This is a genomic window from Paenarthrobacter sp. CC6 (assembly GCF_040560085.1).
Taxonomy (GTDB): domain Bacteria; phylum Actinomycetota; class Actinomycetes; order Actinomycetales; family Micrococcaceae; genus Arthrobacter; species Arthrobacter nicotinovorans.
In genome coordinates this window covers 1-25,453 of record NZ_JARDAN010000014.1, presented here as the reverse complement: position 1 = coordinate 25,453, position 25,453 = coordinate 1, and the positions used below count along the sequence as shown (strand labels likewise).

Below are 25,453 nucleotides of genomic sequence, written 5' to 3'. Positions count from 1 at the left end.
CCCACCCCCCCCCCCCCCCCCCCCCCCCCCCGCCCCCCCCCCCCCGGGGGGGGGGTGGGGGGCCCCCCCCCCCCCCCCCCCCCCCCCACAACTGCGAGTCAGTTGGGCTGCTACTTGATCAGTGCCGCAGCTTGGTTGACGAGATCCACCGCCCGGGCAATCGCCTCTTCCTCGGTCTTGCCTCCGTAAGCCAAACCGGTGATCACGATGCCATCTTTTGCGCCCCGGACCATGATCATGGATTGCTTTCGCCCGTCGGCGAAGACAGAGTCGGTCCGCATCGCCATGGAGAGCGGAGTGGACACGATCGCCTCGACCTTTCGAGCCTTAAGGGTCACTGTCGTTTCCCCCATCTTCATAGTCATCCCGGAACAATCGCTGATTTGATCCTGCTTTGCGAAGTCCGCCTTGATAAGTTCCTCGTCGACCCCGGAAGACAATGTGACGCCGGTGGAAGAGCCAGTGGAGGTATCGAGGCTTGTCCCTACAACACCTTTCACATTTTCAGTGGGGAGCAGGCTTGCCAGCATCAGTTCCTTGCACTCAGCCGGCTCGATGACAGCGCCTTCAAACATCGCCCGGCTCTGCTGTTCCACTCCACTCGCATCGGCCATGGACATAACGGACAATTTCAGCCCGTTGATGTCGCGCAACTGCAACGCAATAGCCGTGAGCTCCTCTGCGGTGTACTGCTTAGCCGCGGTGGGGGTCGGCGTGGGTGTCGCCGCCACCGTTTCGCTTGCAGGAGCCGAGGCGGCCTCAGTTGACGCAGCCGGCCCGACACAAGCCGTGAGCCCCATAACCAGCAGTGCAGCGGCTCCAATTCCGCGCAGCGCATTCTTATTCATTTGTTCCCCAGGGAAGGTTGAGTGATGTGGTGGCGTGCGCCAACCGAGACAAGACTACAAGTCGCGGCCAGCGACCTAAAACAGGACCGTCGCGAAGGTGCCAACCTGTTCAAATCCCACGCGCTCGTAGGTGGCCCGGGCTTTGGTGTTGTAGTCGTTGACGTACAGGCTCGTCACCGGAGCGAACGTCCTCGAGAGGTTGACGACGGCGGCCATGTACCCGGCGCTCTGGCCACGGCCACGCAGTTCCGGATTCATCCACACGCCCTGCACCTGGGTGACATCCCGTGTGACGGCACCCAGCTCGGCCTTGAAGACCACCATGCCGCTTGTATCGATGTGAACCAGGGAATGGCCCTGCCGAATAAGGCCGGCCACCCTCTTGCTGTAGAACTCCTGGCCTCCCAGGAAGGGAGAGTAGCCCACTTCTTCCTCAAACATGGCAGCACAGGCGGGAAGGATGCGGTCGAAATCCACCATTGAGCCAAAGGTGAGGGCCGGATTGGCACCGATGGCCGGGCCGCCGGAGATGCTGAGAAGTGGCTGCTCGGCGCGGACCTCATGGGCCACATGGCCCAACTGCTCGAACCGGGCATAAAGCGCAAGCACAGTCTCGGCCGGTCCGAAGATGGAAGCGTACCGGCGTCCGGTCTGGTGGGCGGCGTTGGCCACGTAGCCGGCCAGCCCGGGCTCCAGCTGCACGGGAACCAGATTGGCGCCGGCCCAGCAGGCACCCAGGAGCGTGTCGCCGTCGAAAACTCCGAAAACGCTGGCCCCGCCGCTGGTAGGCGCCGCCGTGCCGGTACTTTCCAGATGGGCAAGGATGAAGACGTTGGCTACGGCGTCTTCGTTTGCGAGCGCGCGAAGAGCCAGGGTGTCGGCACCGCCGAGCACCCTGACCCCCAAGCCGTTCTCGTTACGAGACGCTAACCACGGGGCTACCCTTGACAGCATCTTCGCCATCGGCCTCCCCCATCTCTTCAGCGATACGCATGGCCTCTTCGATCAGTGTCTCAACAATTTCGCTCTCGGGCACAGTCTTAATGACTTCGCCCTTCACGAAAATCTGGCCCTTGCCGTTTCCGGAGGCCACACCGAGGTCTGCTTCGCGTGCTTCACCGGGTCCGTTCACCACGCAGCCCATCACCGCAACGCGCAACGGAATCTCCATGCCTTCCAGGCCGGCAGTTACCTGCTCGGCGAGGGTATAGACATCCACCTGGGCGCGGCCACAGGACGGGCAGGAGACGATCTCGAGCTTGCGTGGGCGGAGGTTGAGGGACTGGAGGATCTGGTTGCCAACCTTGATTTCCTCCACCGGTGGGGCGGACAGGGAAACGCGGATGGTGTCGCCGATGCCGCGGGACAGGAGCGCACCGAAGGCCGTGGCCGACTTGATGGTTCCCTGGAAAGCCGGTCCGGCCTCCGTCACACCGAGGTGGAGGGGCCAGTCGCCCTTCTCTGCCAGCATCTCGTAGGCGGCCACCATGATCACGGGGTCGTTGTGCTTCACGGAGATCTTGAAGTCGTGGAATCCGTGTTCTTCGAACAGCGAGGCCTCCCACACAGCGGATTCAACCAGCGCCTCGGGCGTTGCCTTGCCGTACTTCTTCAGGATGCCGGGCTCCAGGGAACCCGCGTTGACGCCGATGCGGATGGACGTGCCGTGGTCCCGGGCCGCTGCCGCGATTTCCTTGACCTGGTCATCGAACTTGCGGATGTTGCCCGGGTTCACGCGGACCGCGGCACAACCTGCTTCGATGGCGGCGAAGACGTACTTGGGCTGGAAGTGGATGTCGGCGATCACCGGAATCTGCGACTTCCGGGCGATGATCGGCAAGGCTTCGGCATCATCAGCGGAGGGGCAGGCGACGCGCACAATGTCGCAGCCTGATGCAGTCAGTTCCGCGATCTGCTGGAGGGTGGCGTTGATGTCCGTGGTTGGCGTAGTGGTCATGGACTGAACACTGATCGGCGAATCAGAGCCAACGCCAACGGAACCAACCTTGATTTGTCGCGTCTTGCGGCGCGGGGCAAGAACGGGTGGTGGGGCTGCTGGCATTCCCAGGCTGACCGAGGTCACGTGGACTCCTTGGGTTGGGGTGATCGTTGAGGTGAAGGACGCCGGGGCTAGGAAGCGTGGGCTGCCAGGACGCCGATGATGGGGGCCCATTCGGTGGTGCGGATGCCGGCGATAACCCCGGCTTCAGCAAATGGATCCTGCTTGAGGAGGTTATTGAGTTCGGCTTCTTCCGCGGCCTTGAAGATCAGCAAAGCGCCGGCACCGTCACCATAGGGGCCGCTGGCAAGCAGCTTGTCGTCCTCAGCCAGTCCGGCGAGCCACGCACGGTGTGCTGGCCGGGCTTCGTCGCGGAGGGCGTCGGAATCGGCGACGTATACGTACTCAACAGCGAAAACAGTCATGGAGCTAGCCTATCCCCACAGTCCGGTCGTCAATGTTCATGGGTCAGCCGAAAATGTTGACGGGCTTGACGATGTCCGCGTAAATCAGCAGGACGCTCATGCACAGCAGCAACGCCGCCACGACGTAGGTCACCGGCAGGAGCTTCGCGATGTCGAAGGCGCCCGGGTCCGGCTTGCCACGCAACTTGGCCAACCGCCGTCGTGCTCCTTCGTACAGGGCACCGGCCACATGGCCGCCGTCGAGCGGCAGGAGCGGGATGAGGTTGAAGATGGCCAGGGCGAAGTTGAGCCCCGCCAGCAGTCCGATCAGGGTCCCTATCCGGGCCTGCAGGGGTACCTGTTCCATGGCTGCCACCTCGCCGGCCACGCGGCCGACACCCACCACGCTGATGGGGCCGTTGGGGTCCCTGGGCTCCTCGCTGAAGGCCGCTTTGGCGACGCCGACCACCCTGGCGGGCAGGTTGAAGATCACACCGGAAATTTGCTTGATGTTCTCTCCCGCCATGGGAAGGACAGCCGACGCCGGTTGGGGAACCAAGGCGCTTTGCGCACCGATGCCAAGGAAGCCGACTTCCTGGTATTTGAGGACGCCGTTGGCGTCCTGCTCGGGGCGGCCGTCCGCCCCGATGACCGGGCGCGAGGAAAGAACGGGCGTCACGGTGGTCTCCACGCTTGCACCATTGCGTTCCACCGTGATGGGTACTTCCTTGCCCGCGGAGGACCTGATCCAACTGGTCAGTTCATCCCAGCTGGTGACGGCCTTGCCGTCGAAGGAGGTGACCTTGTCATTGGGCTGAAGCCCTGCGGCAGCTGCCGGGGTGAGCTTGCAGTCGGCTGAATCAGGGTCCACGGTTTCGCCTGCCGCCACCTGGCATTTGGAGACATCGGAGATCGTGGTTGTTGCCTGGGCAACGCCGAATCCCATGAGCAGCACGGCCAGCAGGACCAAGCCAATCACCATGTTCATGGCCGGTCCGCCGAGCATGATGATGATTTTCTTCCAGACCGGAAGCTTGTAGAAGACACGTCCTTCGTCGCCGGGCCCTACTTCTTCATGGGCGACCGAGCGGGCTTCGGTGGCGAGGGTCTGGAACATGCCGGTGCTTGAAGGGCGGACTCCGCCGTCCTCCTTGTTGGGCGGATACATGCCGATCATCGAGACGTAGCCGCCCAGGGGCAGGGCCTTGAAGCCGTACTCCGTTTCGCCCTTTTTCCTGGACCACAGCGTCGGCCCGAAGCCGATCATGTACTTGGTGACGCGCACCTTGAAGAGTTTCGCCGGCACCAGGTGGCCCACCTCGTGCAGCGCGATGGAGACAGCGACGCCGATCGCGACGAAGATAACTCCAAGAATGAAGAGAAGGACGGGACTCATGCCGGTGGGACTGCTTCCGTAAAGGTATGGGGGGGGTTACTGGGCGCTGCGTGAAGCTAAACGATCGTGGGTTCGGGCTCGTGCCCACTTCTCAGCATCCAGCACGGACTCCACCGTTAGCTCAGAGGATCCTGAGTGTTCGCTGAGGACGGACTCCACCGTGTCAACGATGTCCGTGAAGCGGATCCGGCCGGAATGGAAGGCCTCAACGGCTTCCTCGTTGGCCGCGTTGAACACCGCCGGGAAGGTACTCCCCTGCTTGGCTGCGTCCTTGGCGAGGTCGACGGCCGGGAACGCCACGGCATCGAGGGGTTCGAACGTCCAGCTCGTGGCCTGCGTCCAATCGCAGGCCTGCGCGGCCCGGGGCACTCTGTCGGGCCAACCCAGTCCGAGGGCAATGGGAAGCCTCATGTCCGGGGGCGATGCCTGGGCAATGATGGAACCGTCCACGAACTGAACCATGGAATGGACCACGGATTGGGGATGAACCACCACCTCGATCCGATCCAGGGGGACGTCGAACAGCAAGTGCGCTTCGATCACTTCCAGGCCCTTGTTGACCAGGCTGGCCGAGTTGGTCGTGACCATGAGGCCCATGTCCCAGGTGGGGTGGGCCAGCGCTTCCTGCGGAGTGACGTGGTGGAGTTCCTCACGGGTGCGGCCGCGGAACGGCCCACCGGAAGCGGTCAGGATCAGTTTCTCCACTTCCTGCTCGGTGCCGGACCGGAGACACTGTGCAATGGCGGAGTGTTCGGAGTCGACGGGAACAATCTGGCCCGGGCGTGCGGCGGCTTTGACCAGGGCACCGCCGACGATCAGCGACTCCTTGTTGGCCAGGGCCAGCGTAGCTCCCGTGCCCAACGCAGCGAGTGTGGGGGCCAAGCCGATGGAACCAGTGATGCCGTTAAGGACAACATCGCAGTCGATGGCGGCAATCTCCGTTGAGGCATCGGGGCCGACGAAGATCTGCGGAGCGAAGTCCGGCACGCCCGCTTCCGCGGCCGCAGCGGCAATGAACTGCTGCAGGGTGGCAGGATCGCCCTGGGCAATGCCCACCGCTTGCGCCCGGGTGTGAACGGCCTGCTGGGCGATGAGTTCCAGGTTTCCTCCGCCGGCGCTCAGTGCCACCACCTCGAAACGGTGCGGGGCGGCGTCGACGACGTCGATCGCCTGCGTGCCGATGGAACCAGTGGACCCGAGGATGACGATCTTGCGCGGCTGCATTCCTTAAGTATCCCAGCCGGCACGAGGGCCTGCGAACGGGACGGCAACCCCTGCAGCCCTGCACTGCTTGACCGCCGGGCTCCCCTGCGTACCGTGGGATTGTGGAATGGCTGTCCTGGTTTGATGCGTGGGACCATGAATTCGCCCGGCAGGTGTTGCAGCGCGGCACCGCGGCACTCTACGCGGTTGCGTTCCTTTCGACGCTGAACCAGTTCCCTGCCCTTTTGGGCGAGCGGGGGCTGCTACCGGTACCGGCATTCCTGGACCTTGCACGCCGCTTGGCCAGGCCGACTCTTTTCCGCTGGCACTACTCGGATGCGCTGCTCCGGGCCGTGTGCCGGGTGGGGATCACAGTGGCGGCCTTACTGCTGATCGGCCTCCCGCAGGCCGGTCCTCCCTGGCTGCCCATGGTGGCTTTCCTTGCCCTGTGGTTCCTGTACATGTCGATCGTCAACGTGGGCCAGACGTTCTATGGGTTTGGATGGGAGATCCTCCTCCTCGAGACGGGATTCACGGTGGCGTTTCTTGGTTCGGACCAGACGCCCCCACCCACCACCATCCTCATCCTGATCACGTGGCTGGTCTTCCGGCTGGAGTTCGGTGCCGGGATGATCAAGATCCGCGGCGGACGCGAGTGGCGCGACATGACAGCGATGTTCTACCACCACGAAACACAGCCAATGCCCGGCCCGCTCAGCCGGCAGGCCCACCTCCTCCCCCGCCCGCTGCACAAGGTCGAGGTAGCGGGAAACCATTTTGCGCAGCTGGTGGTGCCGTTCTTCCTTTTCGCACCGCAGCCGGTCGCCAGCGCCGCCGCGGGCGTCATCATCGTCACCCAGCTGTGGCTGGTGGCTTCAGGGAACTTCGCATGGCTGAATTGGGCAGCGATCATCCTGACCTTCGGAGCGGTGGGCGACTCCGCGGTCCATGCCGTCTTCCCGTTCATCCCGCTTGAGTGGCACTCGGGCGCCGAAACCCCGGCGTGGTGGCTCGCCGTCGTCGTTATGGTCAGTGTCCTGCTGCTGGTCCTGAGCTACCGTCCGCTCCTGAACCTGTTTTCGCGTCAGCAGCTCATGAATGCCAGCTTCAACCGATGGCGCCTGGTCAATGCCTATGGGGCGTTCGGGACAGTCACCAAACAGCGGATCGAAATCGTCGTGGAGGGCACCCTGGACGAGGAACCTGATGCGCCCGATGACCGCTGGCTGGAATACGGCTTCAAGGGAAAGCCCGGCGACGTCCGGCGCCTCCCGCGCCAATGGGCGCCCTATCACCTCAGGCTGGACTGGCTGATGTGGTTCCTGCCGCTGCGAACCGTCCACGAGGAATGGTTTTATGCCTTCCTCAACCGACTTCTGGAGGCCGACAAAACAACGCTTGGGCTGCTTCGCCAAGACCCGTTCGACGGCGAACGCCCCCGCTGGGTGCGTGCGCGCAGCTACCTTTACCGCTTTGCCAGCCGTGAGGAGTACCGCGAAACCGGCGATCGTTGGGTTCGGTTGCTGCTGTACGAAGCCATTCCGCCGCTCCGGCTCTGACTGCCGGCGTCAATCCGCCTGGCGTCGGAGACCTGCCGGACTCTGCTGCGTACGCGGCGGGGCGGTGGACTCACGCACCACCAGATGGGTGGCAAGTTCGACGCGCCGGGAGTCGATTTCCTCTCCGCTCCGTTGGCGGAGAATGAAGCTCAACGCTGAACGGCCCATTTCCAGCAGGGGTTGCGATACCGAAGTCAGTGGCGGCAGGGACTCTTCAGCCTGCGTCGTGCCATCGAATCCCACCAGGCTCATGTCGTCCGGAATGCGGATGTTCTGCCTCCTGGCTTCTGCCAGGACCCCAAGGGCGATGCTGTCGCTGGCGGCGAAGACCGCCGTGGGGGGATCGTCCAGGGCCAGGAGCGACTTCATCGCCGCCACCCCGGTTGACGAACGGAACGGACCTGCCGAGACATACTCCTCCACCACCGTCACGCCGGCGGCCATCAGCGCGGCCATGTAACCATGCAAACGGGCCTGGCTGCATTCGGCGGCCGCCGGACCTCCAATGTACGCAATGCGACGGTGCCCCAGTTCCAACAGGTGGGAAGCCGCCGCCTTTCCTCCTGCCCAGTTGCTTGCTCCGACGCTGAAGACGTCTCCCGGTGGCGGGTTGAGCGGATCCACCACGACCACCGGAATGCGGCGTCGCTGGAAGGCCTTAAGCTGCCCTGGCCCGAAGGCCGAGGTGACGACGATCATGCCGCTGCGGCCCTCATCGAGCAGGCGCTGGGCACGCTCCTCCGGGTCCATGGGCGAGGCTGACTGCCTGCTGGTGACGGAGAGGATCACTTCCATCTGCGAGGCCGCGGCATGCTCCATTATTCCGTTGAGCACCTCCACGGAGTACGCAGAGTTCAGCGAATCGAAGACTACCTCCACGGCTTGCTGCGCGGGAGGACTCTTGCGCTGAAGCGGGGAACGGTAGCCCGTTCTGTGCAAGGCCGCGAGGACGCGGTTACGGGTCTCCTCGGCCACGTCCTGCCGGCCGTTAACCACCTTGGACACGGTTGGCGCGGAGACGCCAACTTCCTTGGCGACGGCAGCCAAGGTCAATTTGGGCGGACGTACTTCTCGAACCATGTTCCCCAACTTTCGAAATCTTTCGACGTGTTTTCAGTATCGGCGATAAATCTGACGCGTGCAATTCACCGGATTTATCACCGTAGATCTTTACCAGGAGACCCTTGACGGACTGTGACGCAGGCTTTAGTTTAGACCGTGACCTAAATCATGGCATCGAAATTTTTCGATAAATTTCGGGCCAGGCACTCTGTTCGGCAGTAAGCACCAAGGCTTGCTCAGTGATGCGACTACCCCTGGAGAAGCAATGAAGCAGTTCCAATCATCCCGGCGTTCCTTCCTGGCCCTCGCGGCCGTGACTCCTTTCGCCGCCATGGCCACAAGCGCCTGCGGCACGTCCGGTCCAGGCGGTGCGAGCGGCGGAGGCGGAGCCAGCATGTGGTTCCTTACAGGCGAGCCCAACCAAACCACCATGCAGAAGGCCGTGGATGCATTCGGATCGGCCAATCCCGATAACAAGATCGCCGTCACGTACTTCCAGAACGACGCGTACAAGACCAAGATCAAGACGGCCATCGGGGCCGGCCAGGCCCCCACGATCATCTACGGCTGGGGTGGCGGTGGCCTGAAAACGTACGCCGACGCGGGACAGGTTGAAGACCTCACCAGCTGGTTTGATTCCAACCCGGACCTCAAGGACAAGTTCTTCCCCTCCTCCTTCGGAGCAGCAACGGTTGACGGCAAGATCTACGCCCTTCCCAACCAGTACGTGGCCCCGATCGTCCTTTTCTACAACAAGGACCTGTTCGACAAAGCCGGAGTCCAGCCGCCGAAAACCTGGGAAGACCTCATGTCCCTGGTCAAGACCTTCAACGACATGGGCGTAGCCCCGTTGTCCCTGGGCGGACAATCCCGCTGGACCTCCATGATGTGGCTGGAATACTTGCTGGACCGCATCGGCGGCCCCGAGGTCTTCAAGGCTATTTTCGATGGCAAGCCCAACGCTTGGATGGACCCGGCCGTCATCGAAACCGGCACCAAGATCCAGGAACTGGTCTCCGCCGATGGCTTCATCAAGGGTTTCTCCTCCATCACGGCGGATTCAAAGGCAGACCAGGCCCTCCTGTTCACCGGCAAGGCAGCGATGATGCTGCAGGGCTCCTGGACCTACGGCGCCATGAAGAAGGACGGCCAGAACTTCGTCCAGAATGGAAAGCTCGGTTTCGTAAACTTCCCGACCATTGCCGGCGGCAAGGGAGACCCGAAGAACGGCGTGGGCAACCCGGCCCAGTACATGTCGATCTCGGCCAAGGCCACGGACAAGGAAAAGGAATCGGCCAAGAAATTCTTCAAGGACGGCATCATGACAGATACGGTCATCGACGCCTACATCAACTCCGGCTCGGTTCCGATCGTCAAGGGCATTGAAGACAAGCTTGCCTCGTCCCCGGACAAGGACTTCCTGAACTTCGTCTACGCCCTGGGCAAGGACGCCCCCAACTTCCAGCAGTCCTGGGACCAGGCCCTGAGCCCCACCGCTGCCGAAGCCCTGCTGAACAACATTGACCAGCTCTTCCTCAAGTCGATCACCCCGCAGCAATTCGCTGAGAACATGAATGCCACCCTGGGCAAATGAGCTCCATAACCTCTAACAGGGCTGCCTCTGGTACACAAAAGACCCAAGGAAGCGTGCAGCAAAGATCCGCGCTTCCCTGGCTGACGATTCCGGCCTTGTTCTTCTTTGTCGTCTTCGCCGTTGTACCGCTTCTCGGGGTACTGATCCTGAGTTTCACCAACTGGGACGGCATCGGCGCCATTGGAGCAGCCGGAATGGAGAACTGGACGTCGGTCTTGTCCGACCCCGAACTCTACAACTCCCTTGGCCTGACCTTCATGATCATGATTGTGTCCTGGCTCGTCCAGACGCCCATCAGTCTGTTGCTGGGGGTCTTTACCGCGGGAACGCAGCGATACAGGGCAGCTCTGGCCGTGTTGTACTTCCTGCCCCTGCTGCTTTCCTCGGCTGCGGTCGCCATCGCCTACAAGGCGTTGCTGGACCCGAACTTCGGCCTGGCCATGGGCCTGGGACTTCCGTTCCTTGCCCAGGACTGGTTGGGAGTGCCCCAGCTGGCGCTCGGACTGATCATCTTCGTTATCGCCTGGCAGTTCGTGCCGTTCCACACCCTGATTTACCAAGGTGGCGTGCGGCAGATCCCCAAGTCGCTCTATGAAGCGGCCCAGATCGACGGCGCAGGAACCATCAAGCAGTTCTTCCACATCACACTGCCTCAGCTGAAGTACACCATCATCACGTCCTCAACCCTGATGGTTGTTGGGTCGCTGACGTATTTCGACCTCATCTTCGTCCTCACAGGTGGCGGACCGGGTAACACCACCCGCATCCTGGCCCTCGACATGTACTTGCGCGGCTTCCGGGCCAACCTCATGGGACCTGCAAGCGTCATCGCCGTCATCCTTGTCGTCATTGGCCTGGCGCTGGCCCTATTCCTCCAACGCCTGGGCGGCAAGGACCAACAGGGCAGCCAACTGGAAGGTATGTAACGTGAGTACTGTCCTCAAGAGCGACTCAAAACCCGGAACACCCGCCTCTGCGGCATCGTCGATCAAAGCCAAGCAAAGCCTTGGCACACGGATCAGGCGGCTCAACATCCCCGGCGGCCTCGGCGGCTGGATCTGGCTCGCCGTCATCATCATTCCGGTCTACTACATAGTCATCACCAGCCTGAAGACCTCCGAAGGCTACTTCGGACAAAATCCGATGGCGCTGCCGACAGCCCCGACCCTGGAGAACTACCAGCTGGTTCTTGAAGCCAACTTCGCCACTTACTTCATGAACAGCGTCATCGTCACACTGGGATCGGTTATCCCCACGGTCCTGATCGCCTTCATGGCGGCCTTCGCGATCGTGCGCGGCAAGGGCAGGTACTTGAAGTTCGTCAACGGTGTCTTCCTGATGGGACTGGCAATTCCCCTTCAGGCCACCATCATCCCGATCTACCTGATGATCATCCGCCTGAATCTCTATGACAGCCTGTTGGCCATCATGCTTCCGTCCATTGCGTTCGCCATACCGCTGACGGTATTGATCCTGTCCAACTTCATCCGCGACGTTCCGAACGAGCTCTTCGAATCCATGCGCCTGGACGGGTGCAGCGAGTGGCAGACCATGTGGCGTTTGGCTCTTCCATTGACCAAGCCCGCCATCGTCACCGTGGCTATTTACAACGGCCTGCATGTCTGGAACGGCTTCCTGCTCCCGCTCGTGCTCACCCAGAGTCCCGGACTGCGCGTCCTGCCCTTGGGTCTGTGGTCCTTCCAGGGTGAGTTCAGCGTCAACATCCCTGCCGTTCTCGCCTCGGTCGTGCTGAGCACGCTGCCCATCCTGGTGATCTATGTCCTTGGACGCCGCCAATTGGTCAGCGGCCTGACCGCAGGCTTCAGCAAATAGAAAGGACTCCCCTGTGACACAAGCAAAACCACTGCGTGTAGGAATGGTGGGCTACGCCTTCATGGGCGCCGCGCACTCCCACGCCTGGCGTACCGCACCGCGGTTCTTTGACCTGCCACGGACACCGGAACTTACGGCCGTGGCAGGCAGGAATCCTGACGGTGTCAAGGCTGCGGCAGCCAAATACGGCTGGGCATCCACCGAAACCGACTGGCGGCGGTTGATCGAACGGGACGACATCGACCTGATCGACATCTGCACCCCGGGCAACACCCATGCCGAGATCGCCATTGCCGCGCTCGAGGCCGGCAAGCATGTCCTGTGCGAAAAGCCCTTGGCCAACTCCGTGGAGGAAGCCGAAAAGATGACAGTCGTCGCGCAGGCAGCAGCCGAGCGCGGAGTCCTGTCCATGTGCGGCTTCAGCTACCGCCGCACGCCTGCTTTGGCACTGGCAAAGAGAATGGTTGAAGAAGGCCGGCTCGGCGAAATCCGCCATGTCCGCGCCCAGTACCTCCAGGACTGGCTCAGCGATGCGGACGCACCCCTGACGTGGCGACTGGACAAATCCAAGTCCGGTTCCGGTTCCCTGGGCGACATCGGAGCCCACAGCATCGACGCCGCGCAATGGATCACCGGCCTCAATATCACCGGAGTCTCTGCGCTGCTGGAAACCTTCGTCAAGGAACGCCCCGTGGGCGGCGATTTCGTGGGGTTGGGCGGACACGGCGGTTCAGATGGACCGCGTGGCCCGGTAACCGTTGATGATGCGGCCCTGTTCACTGCGCGGTTCGAGTCAGGACCCATCGGCATCTTCGAAGCCACCCGCTTTGCCCTGGGACGCAAGAATGCCATGCGCCTGGAGCTCAACGGCACCAAGGGTTCCCTTGCTTTCGATTTCGAGGACATGAACTCACTGCAGTTCTATGAAGCGGCGCTGGAACCGGACGCGGGCTTCCGGAAGATCATGGTCACCGAACCGTCCCATCCCTACACCGCCAACTGGTGGCCCACCGGACATGGTTTGGGCTATGAGCACGGATTTACCCATCAGGTTGTGGACCTCGTGAACGCGATCGACGCAGGCGAGCAGCCCTCGCCGTCGTTCGCTGATGCCTTGCAGGTGCAAAAGGTACTGGCCGCAGTCGAGACCAGCGCGGACAACGCAAGCCGCTGGCAGAACGTCGACAAGGAAGCATCATGACCCGACCAATCACCCTCTTCACCGGCCAGTGGGCTGATCTGCCGTTCGAGGAAGTGGCACGGCTTGCAGGCGAGTGGGGCTTTGACGGCTTGGAAATCGCCTGCTGGGGCGATCATCTGGATCCCCTGCAAGTGGTTGAGGACGACGCTTATCTTCAGGGAAAGCTCGACATCCTGGAAAAGCACAACCTGACTGTCCATGCCATTGCCAACCACCTCACCGGACAAGCCGTCTGCGATGACCCCATCGATGAGCGGCACCGTGACATCCTCGCCCCGGCGGTATGGGGCGATGGTGACCCTGAAGGCGTACGCCAACGCGCGGCTGAAGCCATGAAAACCACGGCCCGCGCCGCCGCGAGGCTGGGCGTCAAGACGGTCACCGGTTTCACTGGCTCGTCCATCTGGAAGTGCGTAGCCATGTTCCCACCGGCTTCGGACGCCATGATTGAGCGCGGCTACCAGGACTTCGCCGATCGGTGGAATCCCATCCTGGACGTCTTTGACGAAGTGGGTGTCCGCTTCGCCCTGGAAGTCCACCCATCGGAAATCGCCTACGACTACTGGACAGCCAAGCGCACCCTGGAAGCCATCGGGCCGCGGGAGAGCTTTGGCTTGAACTTCGACCCGTCCCACTTCATCTGGCAGGACCTGGACCCGGTGATGTTCCTGCAGGACTTTGCCGACAAGATCTTCCATGTCCACGTCAAGGAATCCGTCCGGCAACTCAATGGACGAAACGGCCGTCTTGGTTCCCACCTGCCCTGGGCGGATCCCCGCCGCGGGTGGGACTTCGTCACGGCCGGTCACGGCGACGTGAATTGGGAGCCGATCTTCCGCACCTTGAACGCTGTTGGTTATGAAGGACCAACCAGCATCGAATGGGAGGACGCCGGCATGGACCGGTTGGTGGGCGCTCCCCAGGCGCTCAAGATGGTCCGCGAACTCGCTGCCATCCGTCCTCCGGCCGCTGCCTTTGATGCGGCCTTCGCAACACGCTGAATCCCTACCCTGACTCCAACGAACACGCCCCGATACGAAGGAAACCATGACAAGCAATAACAAGACCGCGTTGGTGGTCCGCGGCGGCTGGGATGGACACCAGCCAATCGAGGCCACGGAGCTTTTCCTCCCCTACTTGCGGGACAACGGCTACGACGTCCGCGTCGAAGAGTCACCCAAGATATATGCCGACGCTGAATATATGGCCGGTGTGGACCTGATCGTCCAATGCATGACCATGTCCACCATCGAGAAGAACGAGTTCCAAGGGCTGCGGACCGCCGTCGAAAACGGCACGGGACTGGCCGGCTGGCACGGCGGAATCGCCGATTCCTACCGCAACAACTCCGATTACCTCCATCTCATCGGTGGCCAGTTCGCCTGCCACCCGGGTAAGCACGCGGACGAACAGACCGGGGAGCAATCGGACAATTATGTTCCCTACACGGTGAACATGCTGCCCGCCGCAGCCGAACACCCCATTACCCAGGGGATTGGCGATTTTGACCTCGTCACGGAGCAGTACTGGGTTTTGAGCGACGACTACGTTGATGTCCTGGCCACCACCACCCAAAAGGTACGTGAGTGGGATCCTTGGAACCGCGAAGTTACCTCGCCGGCCATCTGGACACGCCAGTGGGGCAAGGGCAAAATCTTCGTCTGCACCCCCGGCCACAGGGTGGAAATCCTGCAGGACAGCAACGTCCGCGCCATCATCGAAAGGGGCATGCTGTGGGCATCCCGCTGAACCCCGCCAAGCCGCTCAACGTCGGCATCATCGGCTGCGGCGCCATCATTGCCCAGTACTTGGCAAACTTCCGCCGGCTGGATTCGGTGAATCTGGTGGCCGTGGCAGACCTTGATCCCGCAAGGGCGCAGGCTGTGGCCGACTCCTACGAGGGCGTCAGGGCGCTGAGTGTGGACGGGCTTTTGGCAGCGGATGATGTCGAGCTGGTGCTGAACCTGACCATCCCGGCTGCTCACGCGGAGATCGCACTCAAGGCAATCGCCGCCGGCAAATCGGTGTACGGCGAAAAGCCCCTCGCAGCCACAACTACTGAGGCCAAGGAGGTACTTGAGGCTGCGTCCGCCGCGGGTGTCTTGGTTGGCTGTGCACCGGACACCGTCCTGGGTACCGGTATTCAAACTGCCCGCAAGGCGATCGACGACGGACTGATCGGTGCACCGGTTTCCGCCACAGCCACGATGGCAACTCCCGGACACGAACGCTGGCACCCGAACCCCGACTTCTACTATCAGCCCGGTGGTGGGCCCCTGCTGGACATGGGGCCGTACTACGTATCCGCATTGGTCACGTTGCTGGGGCCCGTGGTGTCGGTGGTGGGGGCGGCCAGCCATACCCGAAACGAACGCACCATCGGCTCAGGTCCGCGGGAAGGGCAGAAGGTCCCGGTGGACATCGAGTCCCATGTCACCGGAGTACTGGTCCACGCTTCCGGGGCCCTGTCCACGCTCTTCATGAGCTTCGACGCCGTGAAAACCAAGAGCCCGAACATCGAAATCCATGGCGAAAAGGGGTCGTTGGTCGTCCCGGATCCGAATCATTTCGACGGGGATGTGCAGCTCTTCGCCCTTGGCGCCGAGGACTGGGAAACCCTCCCGGTTTCTGCGGGCTACAAGGACTCGGGCCGCGGCTTCGGCATCGCAGACCTCGCCGCGACTCCCGCCGGTGAGGAACCGCGGGCCGGTGGCCAGTTGGCCTTCCATGCACTGGACGTCATGGAATCGGTCCTCGCCTCGGCCAAGAGCGGGAAGGCCGAAGTCATCAAGAGCACGGTTGCCAGGCCCGCTGCCGTCGAACTCACTGAACTCGCGACGGCGGTCCACGCCTAAGGCGTCATAGCGGACGCACACGAATTCGGCCCTTGTTCGCCCAGCAAACCGGTCTACGGTGGCTGCGCAACAAGGGCCGGTTCTGTTTAACGCCTGGCCCGGCGCAGCGTCGCTTCCGCATGCTTGAGAATGGGTCCGTCGATCATCTTGCCCTTGAACTGGAACACACCTGAGCCTGCGGCGGCCGCTGCTTCGAGGAGTTCTTCGGCTTGGGCAACAGCTTCGGGGGCAGGCGCATAAGCCTCCCGGACCACGGCCACCTGGTTGGGGTGGATGCACGCCTTCGCCCCGAATCCGCTGGCCACCGCGTCTGCGGACTCGGTCAGCAGGCCCGCCAAGTCCGGGATGTTCACGTACACGGAGTCGATTGCTTCCTTGCCGGCGGCTTTGGCTGCGAGAAGCACAGTGGAGCGCGCGTGCAGTGCGACAGCGCGGTAGCCGCCGTCGTCGTTCCTGCTGGAGAGTCCGCCCAAGGAAGCCAGGAGGTCCTCCGCACCCCACATCATGGCAACGGTGTTGGGCTCAGCCGCGATGGCGGAAGCATTAACGATGCCTGATGCGGTTTCACACAGTGCGATGACGCTGTAGCCGGCCAGCGCCCGCAGCTGTTCTCCGCTTTCTGCTTTGGCCAGCATGACCGTCCGGTACGGCGTTTGTTCCAAGGCCTGGAGATCGAATTCGAAGTCACGGGTTCCCACGGGATTCACACGCACTATGGTCCGTTGGGGGTCCAGTTCCCCGGCACCCAGCTGCTTCAAAACAGCATCACGGGCCCCGGGCTTGTCCGCGGGAGCCACGGCATCCTCGAAGTCCAGGATGACCGCGTCCGCGCGGTCCGCGGCCTTGCCGAAGCGCTCCGGCCGGTCGGCGGGGCAGAAGAGGAGGGCCGGGCCCATGGTGAAGGGAGAGTGCATGGATTTCCTTGCTGCTGGCGTGCTGATTGCTGCGTTCTAATGGTCGGCGAGGTTCGCGGCGTGCGCTTCCTTGGTCCACATCAGGCAGGTGCGGGTGGCCAGGGCTACCACGGTACTGTCCTGGTTGCGGCCCGTGTGCTGCATGGTCACCACGCCTTGTCCGGGCCGGGACGAAGACAGACGCTTTCCCGTGATCACCGTTTCCGTGTACAGCGTATCCCCGTGATACAGCGGGTGCGGGAACGTGACATCCGTCAGCCCCAACTGGGCAATGATGGTCCCCTGCGTCAGCTGTGTCACCGACTGCCCCACCATGGTGGACAGCGTGAACATTGAATTCATGAGGCGCTGACCGAACGGCTGTCCGGAACTCCAGGCAGCATCCAGATGGAGCGCCTGGGTGTTCATGGTCAACGTGGTGAAGAGAACGTTGTCCGTCTCCGTGACGGTGCGGCCGGGCTTGTGGGCGTAGATCACGCCTTCTTCGAGTTCGTCGAAGTAGAGTCCGCGTTGTTCCACGACCCGCGTCATACAGTGAGCTCCTGGTCCTCTTCGAACAGCTCGGCGCCTGTGGCCGCCAGGACGTCGTCTAGGGTGACGTTCGGGGCGAGCTCGCGCAACACCAACCGCGGATCACCTTCGTCCTTGACGACGTCGATCACCGCCAGGTCCGTGATGATCCTGTCCACACAGCCCTTGCCGGTGAGGGGAAGCGTGCAGCTCGGGACAATCTTTGGCCGGCCGTTGCGGTCGACGTGATCCATCATGACGATGACCTTCTTGGCACCGAACACCAGGTCCATGGCGCCGCCCATGCCTTTGACCATCTTGCCGGGGATCATCCAGTTGGCAAGATCGCCGTTGGCAGCGACCTCCATCGCTCCCAGGACCGCCACGTCCACGTGTCCGCCGCGGATCATGCCGAACGAGGACGCCGAGTCGAAGAACGCAGCACCCGGGTTGGTTGTCACGGTCTCCTTGCCGGCATTGATGAGGTCGGGATCGACCCTGTCCTCGGTAGGGTACGGGCCAACTCCGAGGATGCCGTTCTCGGAGTGGAGGATGACCTCCACTCCGTCCGGGATGTAGTTGGGGATCAGGGTGGGCATCCCGATTCCCAGGTTCACGTACTGTCCGTTGACCAGTTCCTTGGCCACGCGGGCGGCCAGTTCGTTGCGGGTCCAGCCTTTTGCTTCGTGGTGTTCGACGTCGGCCCGCCGGTACTCGTGCCGTACTGCTTCGGGACGCGGCGGTAAGTCCTGATAAGTGTTGTCGGCCATCATGAAGCTCCTGTCTGTCCGTTTGTTGCGGAGATCAACGCGACTGTGCGCTTTTCGATCCGTTTCTCCGCAGCTCCTGCTACGACGACCCGCTGAACGAAGATACCCGGCGTGTGAATGTGCTCCGGATCCAACTCCCCCGGTTCCACGAGTTCCTCGACCTCGGCAATCGTCACCCGGGCCGCCATGGCACAGAGAGGGTTGAAGTTCATGGCCGTCGCATGGAAAACAAGGTTGCCGTGGCGGTCCCCCTTCCAGGCATGGACCAGCCCGAAGTCCGGGGTCAAAGACTCTTCCAGGACGTAGTCGCCGTCCTTGAAAGCCCGCACCTCCTTCGGCGCCGAAGCAATCGCAACGTTGCCTTCGGCGTCGTACTTTTGCGGGAGGCCGCCTTCGGACACCTGGGTTCCCACGCCGGCCTTGGTATAAAAGGCCGGGATGCCTGCGCCGCCGGCGCGCAGCTTCTCCGCCAAGGTGCCCTGCGGGGTGAGGACAACTTCAAGCTCCCCCGCCAGATACTGCCGGGCAAACTCCTTGTTCTCGCCCACGTACGAACTGATGGTGCGGCGGATGCGGCCGTCCTTGAGGAGGATTCCCAGGCCCCAATCGTCCACGCCGCAGTTGTTGCTGACAGTTTCCAGGTCCGTGGTTCCCTGCTGATGAAGGGCTTCAATCAGGGAAACGGGGATACCGCATAAGCCAAAGCCCCCTACCGCGAGCGAGGCTCCGTCCGGGATGTCCTTCACCGCTACGGCGGCGCTGGCAACAACCTTGTCAATCATCCTTGATCCTTCCCTGCCACTGCCGACCCAACGTACGGTTACAGACCCAGCTCGCGGGCGATGAGCATCAACTGGACTTCGGTGGTGCCTTCGCCGATCTCAAGGATCTTGGAGTCGCGGTAATGGCGTGCCACCGTGAATTCGTTGATGAAGCCATAGCCGCCGAACACCTGGGTGGCGTCCCGCGCGTTGTCCATGGCTGCCTCGCCTGCGACCATCTTAGCTATGGCTGCTTCGGTCTTGAACGGCTTGCCCGCCAGCATCCTCGCGGCGGCGTCGTAGTAGGCAAGGCGGGCTGTGTGGGCCCTGGCCTGCATGCGGGCGATCTTGAACTGGATGGCCTGGTACTTGCCGATGTTCTGTCCGAACGCGCTGCGCTCCTTGGCGTACTTCACGGACAGGTCCACGCAACCTTGGGCCGCACCCGTGGCCAGGGCAGCGATGGCGATCCGGCCCTCGTCCAGGATGGAGAGGAAGTTGGCATAGCCGCGGCCGCGCTCGCCCAACAGATTGGCTTCGGGAACCCGGACGTTGTCCAGGGTCAGCGGGTGGGTGTCCGACGCGTTCCACCCAACCTTGTTATAGGGCTTTTCTGCGGTAAACCCCGGCGTGTCCGTCGGCACCAGGATGGTGGAGATCTCCTTCTTGGTGCTGCCGTCGGCGTTCTCTTTCCGGCCTGTCACTGCCGTGACGGTGACCAGGGTAGTGATGTCCGTGCCGGAGTTGGTAATGAACTCCTTGTTGCCGTTGATGACCCACTCGCCGTTTTCCAGGTGGGCGTTGGTCTTGGTGCCGCCGGCGTCGGATCCGGCTTCACGCTCGGTCAACCCGAAACCGGCCAAGGACCGGCCGGATGCCAGCTGCGGCAGCCACTCCTGCTTCTGCTCTTCGGTGCCGAAGCGGTAAACCGGCATGGCCCCCAGCGATACTCCGGCTTCCAAGGTGATGGCCACGGACTGGTCTACGCGCCCCAACTGTTCCAACGCCAAGGCGAGCGCGAAGTAATCTCCGCCCATCCCGCCGAATTCCTCGGGGAACGGCAGGCCGAACAGGCCCATCTCCCCCATCTGCTTGACCACTTCGTAAGGGAAACTGTGCTCTTCGTCGTGCTTGGCGGAGACAGGGGCTACTACCTCGTCGGCGAACTCCCTGACGGAATCGCTGAGGTCCTGGTATTCCTCTGTCAGTTCAAACGTGCTCATGGCTGGACTTCCTTGTCTGGGTTCTGGCCGTTGTCTGGGTTCTGGCTCTTGTCTGGGTTCCGGCCGTTGTTGGTGTCGCGGCCCGCGTTGGCCGTGTCTTCTGCGGCGACCGCTGCATGGATGGTGGCGAGCACCTGGTCGGCTTTGACCAGATCGCCGGGTTTGCTGGTGAGGTGGACGGTTCCGGCGACGGACGCCACAAGTTGGTGCTCCATCTTCATGGCTTCAACAGCCAGGAGGACCTGTCCTTCCTCGACCACGTCACCGTTGGCCACGGACACGGAAACCACCGTCCCCGGCATGGGCGAGCGCACTTCCGGATCGGCTGCTCCTTCGACGCGCTGGATCCCCGCGAGCATCCGTTGCAGGCGAGCGGCCCGGTCAAGGACCTCAAGCCGGCAGGACCAGCCATCGTTGCCCACGAAGATCTCCCGTGCTGCGTCCGCCGTGGCCACCGCATAGGTGACCTGACCGCCGTCGAACTCCAGGGTTATCCCGGTCCCGCTCCGGTCGGCCACCCGCACGCCCACCGGTTCGCCGTCGTCGACCCTTGCCGTCACGGTGCCGGCTTTTTCAGTGACGGCGACCTTGGCCATGGCGGCGCCTGGGACGCCAAAGGTCGCGGTCCAGGCACCGGGAGCCCCGACCCGCCAAGCGTCGGCGCTCTTCCACGCATCTCCTGCGAGCGCCGGGGCCGGGCGTTCAAGCCACAGCGTGAGGGCGGCCGCGATCAGTTCCTTGGGGCCTGCGTGCCGGAACTCCATGGACGGCAGCTTGCGTTCAATCAACCCGGTGTCGAGGTGCCCGGCACGGACATCGGCGTCGTTGATCAGGAGTCGAAGGTACTCGACGTTCGTGTCCACGCCCAGCAAGGTGTAACGGCCCAGCGCAGCATCCAGCGTGTCCAGTGCGGCGGCCCTGTCCGCTCCCCACGCGATAACTTTGGCGAGCATGGGATCGTAGTCACCCGTGATCTGCAGCCCGTCCCGCATGGCGGAGTCGATCCGCACATTGGCATGGGCCTGCTGCTGACCGGACACGGCGGCGTCCGCCGCGCCATGCTCAGCGAGTGCCACGATGCGCCCCATCGACGGCATGAAGTTCCGCTCGGGCACCTCCGCGTACACCCGCGCCTCCACGGCATGGCCTTGCAGTACGACGTCGGACTGCGCCACGGTGAGCACCTCACCGGCGGCGATCCTCACCTGCCATTCAACGAGGTCGATTCCCGTGACCAGCTCAGTGACAGGATGCTCCACCTGCAGCCGGGTGTTCATCTCCATGAAGAAGAACTCATCCGGATGTTCGTCGGACACCAGGAACTCGACGGTTCCGGCGCCGCTGTAATTGACCGAACGCGCTGCGTTGCAGGCCGCCTCGCCGATCCGCGCCCTGTGGGCAGCGCCGTCCGCCAGTGATTCGAAAAGCGCGGAGGGAGCTTCTTCAATGACCTTTTGGTGCCGTCGTTGCAGGGAACATTCGCGCTCGCCGAGGTGGATGACATTTCCGTGGTTGTCGGCCAGGACCTGCACTTCGATGTGCCGGGGAGCCCGGATGAGCCGTTCCAGGAAGAGAGTGTCGTCACCGAAAGCGGACGCTGCGACGCGCCTCGCCGTCAGAAGCGTGGAGGCCAGGTCCTCGGCCCGTTCCACCACGTGCATACCCTTGCCACCGCCGCCTGCCGATGGCTTGATCAGGAGCGGGAAGCCGACGTCGGAGGCTGCTTCAATGAGATCCTGGTCAGTGAGTCCGGGCTTGGCGATGCCGGGAACGCAGGGAACGTCGTAGGCCATTACGTGGTTCTTGGACCGGATCTTGTCTCCCATCACTTCGATGGCACCGATACCGGGTCCGATGAACGTGATGCCGGCAGCGTCCAACGCTTTGGCGAACGCAACGTTCTCGGACAGGAAGCCGTAGCCCGGATGAACGGCCTCCGCTCCGCTGCGGCGGCACGCGTCGATGATGGCGTCGATCTTCAAGTAGCTGTCCGCAGGTGACGTTCCGCCAATGGCGACGGCCGTATCCGCCAGGCTGACGTGTTTGGCGTCCTTGTCCACTTCCGAATAGACGGCGACTGAGCGGATGCCCATGTCCCTTAGGGTTCGGATGACACGGCAGGCGATCTCACCTCGGTTGGCAACGAGGACGGCAGAAAAGGTCCGCGCTGAGACTGTGGGTTCTGCGGCTGGTTCTGTGGCTGTTGTTGGTTCTGTGGCTGTTGTTGGCAGGGTCATGGTCACATCCTGAAGAGGCCGAAAGAGGTCTCCGGCAGTGGCGGGCGGGAAACGACGTCGAGGGCCATGCCCAGAACCCGCCGCGTGTCAGCGGGGTCGATAATGCCGTCATCCCACAGCCGGGCGGTGGAGTAGTAGGGGCTGCCCTGGTCCTCGTACTGCTGCTTGATGGGGGCCTTGAAGGCTTCCTCGTCCTCGACGGACCATTCCTGGCCGGCGGCCTCGTATTGGTCCCTTTTGACTGTTGCCAGGACGCTGGAGGCCTGGTTTCCGCCCATGACGGAGATGCGGGCCGCGGGCCACATCCAGAGGAAACGCGGCGAATAAGCCCGGCCGCACATGGAGTAGTTTCCCGCGCCGAAGGAGCCGCCGATCACCACGGTCAGTTTCGGCACCCGGGCCGTCGCCACTGCCGTGACCATCTTGGCGCCGTTCTTGGCGATGCCGCCCTGTTCGTAGTCCTTTCCCACCATGAACCCGGAGAGATTCTGGAGGAAGACCAAGGGAATGCCCCGCTGATCGCACAGCTCAATGAAGTGGGCACCCTTCAACGACGACTCGCTGAAAAGGACTCCGTTGTTGGCCACGATCCCCACGGGGTGGCCATGCAGGTGCGCGAAACCGGTCACCAGGGTGGTGCCATAGTTCTTCTTGAACTCATGGAATTCGGAACCGTCCACGAGGCGTGCGATGACTTCCCGGACGTCATATTGGGCGTTGACGTCCGTGGGAACCACACCGTAGATCTCCGAGGGGTCGACGACGGGCGGCAGGACGACGTCGAGCACGTCCCAGGCCGGCTGCGCCGGCTTCGGCAACGTCGCTACGATGTCCCGGACGATTTCCAGCGCATGCTGGTCGTTCTCGGCCAGGTGATCGGTGACCCCGGAGATCCTTGAGTGGACGTCGCCACCGCCCAGTTCCTCCGCGGTGACGATCTCGCCGATGGCTGCTTTGACCAGCGGAGGCCCGCCCAAGAAGATGGTGCCTTGGTTGCGGACGATGACTGTTTCGTCGCTCATTGCCGGGACGTAGGCACCGCCGGCAGTGCAGGAGCCCATCACGGAGGCGATCTGCGGGATCTTGGCCGCAGACATCCTGGCCTGGTTGTAGAAGATCCGGCCAAAGTGTTCCTTGTCCGGGAAGACCTCGTCCTGCTTGGGCAGGAACGCTCCCCCGGAATCCACCAGGTAGATGCACGGAAGCTTGTTCTCCAGGGCAATCTCCTGGGCCCTGAGGTGCTTCTTCACGGTCATCGGGTAGTACGTACCGCCCTTGACCGTCGCATCATTGGAGATCACCAGGACGTGTCGGCCATGGACCAGGCCGATGCCGGCGATCACCCCGGCGCCGGGTGAATCGTCGTTGTACATGCCATTGGCGGCAAGAGGCGCGATCTCAAGGAACGGGCTGCCCTCATCCAACAGGAAATCAATGCGCTCCCTCGGCAGGAGCTTTCCCCGGGCAACGTGCCGCTCCCGGGATTTGGCCGGTCCACCCAATGCTGCCGTGGCGAGGCGCTCCTTCAGTTCCTCCACCAAGGCACGCTGCGCCTCCTGGTTGGCCTCGAAGGTGCCGGCGGCAGCTCCCGTCAGGCTGGCAATTGTCTCCATCGACCCCTGTTCCATTCCCGGCCCACGGCCATTTCGGTTAGTGCCATGTAACTGAAATTTAGGTTAGTCTTTATTAACTGACATGTCCAGCACAGCGGGGCTCCTGCCGCCTCCGTTGGGACGGGCACGAGGAGGACACCATGACAGCAAGCCCGGAAGCACACGCCGAAGGCTCCCGTGCCGCCACAACCCAGCGGAGCCAAGCCAAAGAGCTCCGCCGGTTGGCACTGCTGTCAGCCGCAGCCGGACTCTTCGCGGACAACGGATTCAGCCGCGTATCCCTGGAAGACCTGGGAGCCGCGGCCGGTGTAAGCGGACCGGCGGTGTACCGGCACTTTCCGGGAAAACAGGCGGTTCTGGGTGAACTGCTCCTCAGTGTCAGCCGCGACCTCCTGGGGGGCGGCCGTCGCGTTGTTGCGGAAGCCGGCAGCCCAGCGGACGCCCTGAAAGCCCTGGTGAAATTCCAGGTGGACTTCGCCCTGAGCAATCCGGATGTCATCCGGGTACAGGACCGTGATTTCGCCAGCCTCACTGAGGCAGACCAGGCCGAGGTCCGCTCCCTGCAACGCAGTTATGTAGAGACCTGGGTGGATGTTCTGGCCCGGATTCATGCCGACGCGGACATCGCAGGCCTGCGCGTCCGGGCACACGCAGCCTTCGGGTTGATCAACTCCACCCCGCATTCGGTCCGGCATCACGGCCGCAGGATCGCAGTGAAATCAGCCAGGCCCATACTGGAGCAGATGGCTTTGGCGGCGCTGACATCTGCCTGAGTGTGCAGGTTCCGGAACGCGGAGCAGCCGACAGGGTGAAGCACTAATAATGTCAGACCCCGGTGAAAAGCTTTATGCATGGAAGCTTTGGGGCAACTGACAGCAGCGCGAGTGGCGTCGTCACCTGCTGTCGCTGCCCTGACCGCGAGCTGCTCACGGCAATCCCCAGGCAACTTCCAGTGGATCAAGGGTTCGACGGCGGTAGCCACCGCTATCGGCCACTTCCACGGCGTTGGACTACTCAGCCGCGAGGGCACCACCTCCAGGGGTTCCGACGGCGGGAAACCTGCTGCGCCTGCGGGGCCGGATCTCGCGGCACTTCTTGAGGACGGACAGGCTCTTCTGGACACCGCACGGTTGTCGTTTGCCGAGCAGGCACCCTTGTTCGATCTAGCGCAGGCTGCTGACCTTGCCGGCAGGATCGAGGACATCTCGCGGTCGATCGAGTACCTCCAGGTCGTCGCGGCGCAGGCTGTGGAGCGGACCCGGACCGAGGCGCAGCGTGCGGTGCCGGCACAGCAGTCCGGACAGTCCCCGGCGTCCGGCGCCCAGGAATGGCGGACGGGGTGGACCGGGCCCGCCGGTGAGTCGGAAGGTGGCGTCGGCGGTGACTCCGTCCCGGCTGGTGGTGGTGGCAGTGTTTTGGATGATGGGTACCGGAACGCAGCGGAGTTCCTCCGAGCCCGGTTGCGGATCGG

At 62.9% G+C, this 25,453-nt stretch carries 23 protein-coding genes and 1 pseudogene; 10 read left to right on the top strand and 14 right to left on the bottom strand.

Annotated elements, in window-relative coordinates:
* Nucleotides 1-110: 110 nt before the first annotated feature.
* The 6 genes from PV760_RS14960 to dxr all read right to left on the bottom strand — a co-directional run bounded on the left by PV760_RS14960 (nt 111) and on the right by dxr (nt 5,871).
* Nucleotides 111-731 (bottom strand): hypothetical protein, encoded by a 621-nt coding sequence (locus PV760_RS14960; RefSeq protein ID WP_354628152.1) that lies wholly within the window; start codon nt 729-731, stop codon nt 111-113.
* 192 nt (nt 732-923) lie between these two features.
* On the bottom strand, nt 924-1,802 hold the full coding sequence (locus PV760_RS14955; RefSeq protein WP_354628154.1) for a GNAT family N-acetyltransferase: 879 nt from the start codon (nt 1,800-1,802) through the stop codon (nt 924-926).
* The gene (ispG, locus tag PV760_RS14950) at nt 1,765-2,931 is read right to left on the bottom strand and encodes a flavodoxin-dependent (E)-4-hydroxy-3-methylbut-2-enyl-diphosphate synthase (RefSeq protein WP_018779026.1); all 1,167 of its coding nucleotides are present in this window, start codon (nt 2,929-2,931) and stop codon (nt 1,765-1,767) included. Before ispG ends, PV760_RS14955 begins: the two co-directional genes overlap by 38 nt.
* A gap of 47 nt (nt 2,932-2,978) precedes the next feature.
* Nucleotides 2,979-3,272: a YciI family protein gene (locus PV760_RS14945; protein WP_018779025.1), complete on the bottom strand. Its 294-nt coding sequence runs from the start codon at nt 3,270-3,272 to the stop codon at nt 2,979-2,981.
* 43 nt (nt 3,273-3,315) lie between these two features.
* Nucleotides 3,316-4,647, bottom strand: a complete 1,332-nt coding sequence (locus PV760_RS14940) for a M50 family metallopeptidase (RefSeq protein ID WP_039240578.1) — start codon at nt 4,645-4,647, stop codon at nt 3,316-3,318.
* A 36-nt stretch (nt 4,648-4,683) separates the two neighbouring features.
* Nucleotides 4,684-5,871: a 1-deoxy-D-xylulose-5-phosphate reductoisomerase gene (gene dxr / locus PV760_RS14935; protein ID WP_039240576.1), complete on the bottom strand. Its 1,188-nt coding sequence runs from the start codon at nt 5,869-5,871 to the stop codon at nt 4,684-4,686.
* A gap of 101 nt (nt 5,872-5,972) precedes the next feature.
* Between dxr and PV760_RS14930 the strand changes: the two genes are divergently transcribed.
* On the top strand, nt 5,973-7,409 hold the full coding sequence (locus PV760_RS14930) for a lipase maturation factor family protein (RefSeq protein ID WP_354628151.1): 1,437 nt from the start codon (nt 5,973-5,975) through the stop codon (nt 7,407-7,409).
* 9 nt (nt 7,410-7,418) lie between these two features.
* Here PV760_RS14930 and PV760_RS14925 read toward each other — a convergent pair whose 3' ends face one another.
* The gene (locus PV760_RS14925; RefSeq protein ID WP_018779021.1) at nt 7,419-8,489 is read right to left on the bottom strand and encodes a LacI family DNA-binding transcriptional regulator; all 1,071 of its coding nucleotides are present in this window, start codon (nt 8,487-8,489) and stop codon (nt 7,419-7,421) included.
* Nucleotides 8,490-8,736: 247 nt separating this feature from the next.
* Here PV760_RS14925 and PV760_RS14920 point away from each other — a divergent pair, with 247 nt between their 5' ends.
* Genes PV760_RS14920 through PV760_RS14890 form a run of 7 tightly spaced genes read left to right on the top strand, consistent with a single transcriptional unit; the run spans nt 8,737 to nt 15,954 of the window.
* Nucleotides 8,737-10,065 (top strand): extracellular solute-binding protein, encoded by a 1,329-nt coding sequence (locus PV760_RS14920; RefSeq protein WP_018779020.1) that lies wholly within the window; start codon nt 8,737-8,739, stop codon nt 10,063-10,065.
* Nucleotides 10,062-10,991: a carbohydrate ABC transporter permease gene (locus PV760_RS14915; RefSeq protein ID WP_064723189.1), complete on the top strand. Its 930-nt coding sequence runs from the start codon at nt 10,062-10,064 to the stop codon at nt 10,989-10,991. The genes PV760_RS14920 and PV760_RS14915 overlap by 4 nt, the downstream gene beginning before the upstream one ends.
* A gap of 1 nt (nt 10,992) precedes the next feature.
* Nucleotides 10,993-11,898, top strand: coding sequence for a carbohydrate ABC transporter permease (locus PV760_RS14910; protein WP_018779018.1), 906 nt, complete (start codon nt 10,993-10,995; stop codon nt 11,896-11,898).
* Between the two features lie 13 nt (nt 11,899-11,911).
* Nucleotides 11,912-13,099: a Gfo/Idh/MocA family protein gene (locus PV760_RS14905; RefSeq protein WP_026267330.1), complete on the top strand. Its 1,188-nt coding sequence runs from the start codon at nt 11,912-11,914 to the stop codon at nt 13,097-13,099.
* On the top strand, nt 13,096-14,100 hold the full coding sequence (locus PV760_RS14900; RefSeq protein ID WP_018779016.1) for a sugar phosphate isomerase/epimerase family protein: 1,005 nt from the start codon (nt 13,096-13,098) through the stop codon (nt 14,098-14,100). The genes PV760_RS14905 and PV760_RS14900 overlap by 4 nt, the downstream gene beginning before the upstream one ends.
* Nucleotides 14,101-14,146: 46 nt before the next feature.
* On the top strand, nt 14,147-14,848 hold the full coding sequence (locus tag PV760_RS14895; RefSeq protein WP_110505776.1) for a ThuA domain-containing protein: 702 nt from the start codon (nt 14,147-14,149) through the stop codon (nt 14,846-14,848).
* A complete protein-coding gene (locus PV760_RS14890; RefSeq protein WP_055977972.1) occupies nt 14,833-15,954 on the top strand; it encodes a Gfo/Idh/MocA family protein in 1,122 nt (373 codons plus the stop codon). The genes PV760_RS14895 and PV760_RS14890 overlap by 16 nt, the downstream gene beginning before the upstream one ends.
* An 86-nt stretch (nt 15,955-16,040) precedes the next feature.
* Here the strand turns inward: PV760_RS14890 and PV760_RS14885 are convergent, their stop codons facing one another.
* Genes PV760_RS14885 through PV760_RS14855 form a run of 7 tightly spaced genes read right to left on the bottom strand, consistent with a single transcriptional unit; the run spans nt 16,041 to nt 23,982 of the window.
* Nucleotides 16,041-16,868, bottom strand: coding sequence for an HpcH/HpaI aldolase/citrate lyase family protein (locus PV760_RS14885; RefSeq protein ID WP_110505775.1), 828 nt, complete (start codon nt 16,866-16,868; stop codon nt 16,041-16,043).
* 36 nt (nt 16,869-16,904) lie between these two features.
* Complete coding sequence (locus PV760_RS14880; RefSeq protein WP_110505774.1) at nt 16,905-17,399, bottom strand: MaoC family dehydratase; 495 nt, start codon at nt 17,397-17,399, stop codon at nt 16,905-16,907.
* On the bottom strand, nt 17,396-18,148 hold the full coding sequence (locus tag PV760_RS14875; protein ID WP_354628153.1) for a CoA transferase subunit B: 753 nt from the start codon (nt 18,146-18,148) through the stop codon (nt 17,396-17,398). The genes PV760_RS14880 and PV760_RS14875 overlap by 4 nt, the downstream gene beginning before the upstream one ends.
* On the bottom strand, nt 18,148-18,930 hold the full coding sequence (locus PV760_RS14870; protein WP_055977979.1) for a CoA transferase subunit A: 783 nt from the start codon (nt 18,928-18,930) through the stop codon (nt 18,148-18,150). The genes PV760_RS14875 and PV760_RS14870 overlap by 1 nt, the downstream gene beginning before the upstream one ends.
* 38 nt (nt 18,931-18,968) lie before the next feature.
* Nucleotides 18,969-20,132, bottom strand: coding sequence for an acyl-CoA dehydrogenase family protein (locus PV760_RS14865; RefSeq protein ID WP_039240561.1), 1,164 nt, complete (start codon nt 20,130-20,132; stop codon nt 18,969-18,971).
* A complete protein-coding gene (locus PV760_RS14860) occupies nt 20,129-22,369 on the bottom strand; it encodes an ATP-binding protein (protein WP_354628150.1) in 2,241 nt (746 codons plus the stop codon). Before PV760_RS14860 ends, PV760_RS14865 begins: the two co-directional genes overlap by 4 nt.
* 2 nt (nt 22,370-22,371) lie before the next feature.
* Nucleotides 22,372-23,982, bottom strand: coding sequence for a carboxyl transferase domain-containing protein (locus PV760_RS14855; protein WP_354628149.1), 1,611 nt, complete (start codon nt 23,980-23,982; stop codon nt 22,372-22,374).
* A gap of 140 nt (nt 23,983-24,122) precedes the next feature.
* Here PV760_RS14855 and PV760_RS14850 point away from each other — a divergent pair, with 140 nt between their 5' ends.
* On the top strand, nt 24,123-24,755 hold the full coding sequence (locus PV760_RS14850; protein WP_354628148.1) for an SACE_7040 family transcriptional regulator: 633 nt from the start codon (nt 24,123-24,125) through the stop codon (nt 24,753-24,755).
* A gap of 78 nt (nt 24,756-24,833) precedes the next feature.
* Nucleotides 24,834-25,453 (top strand): annotated as a pseudogene (locus tag PV760_RS14845) (HNH endonuclease signature motif containing protein); the annotation flags it as partial.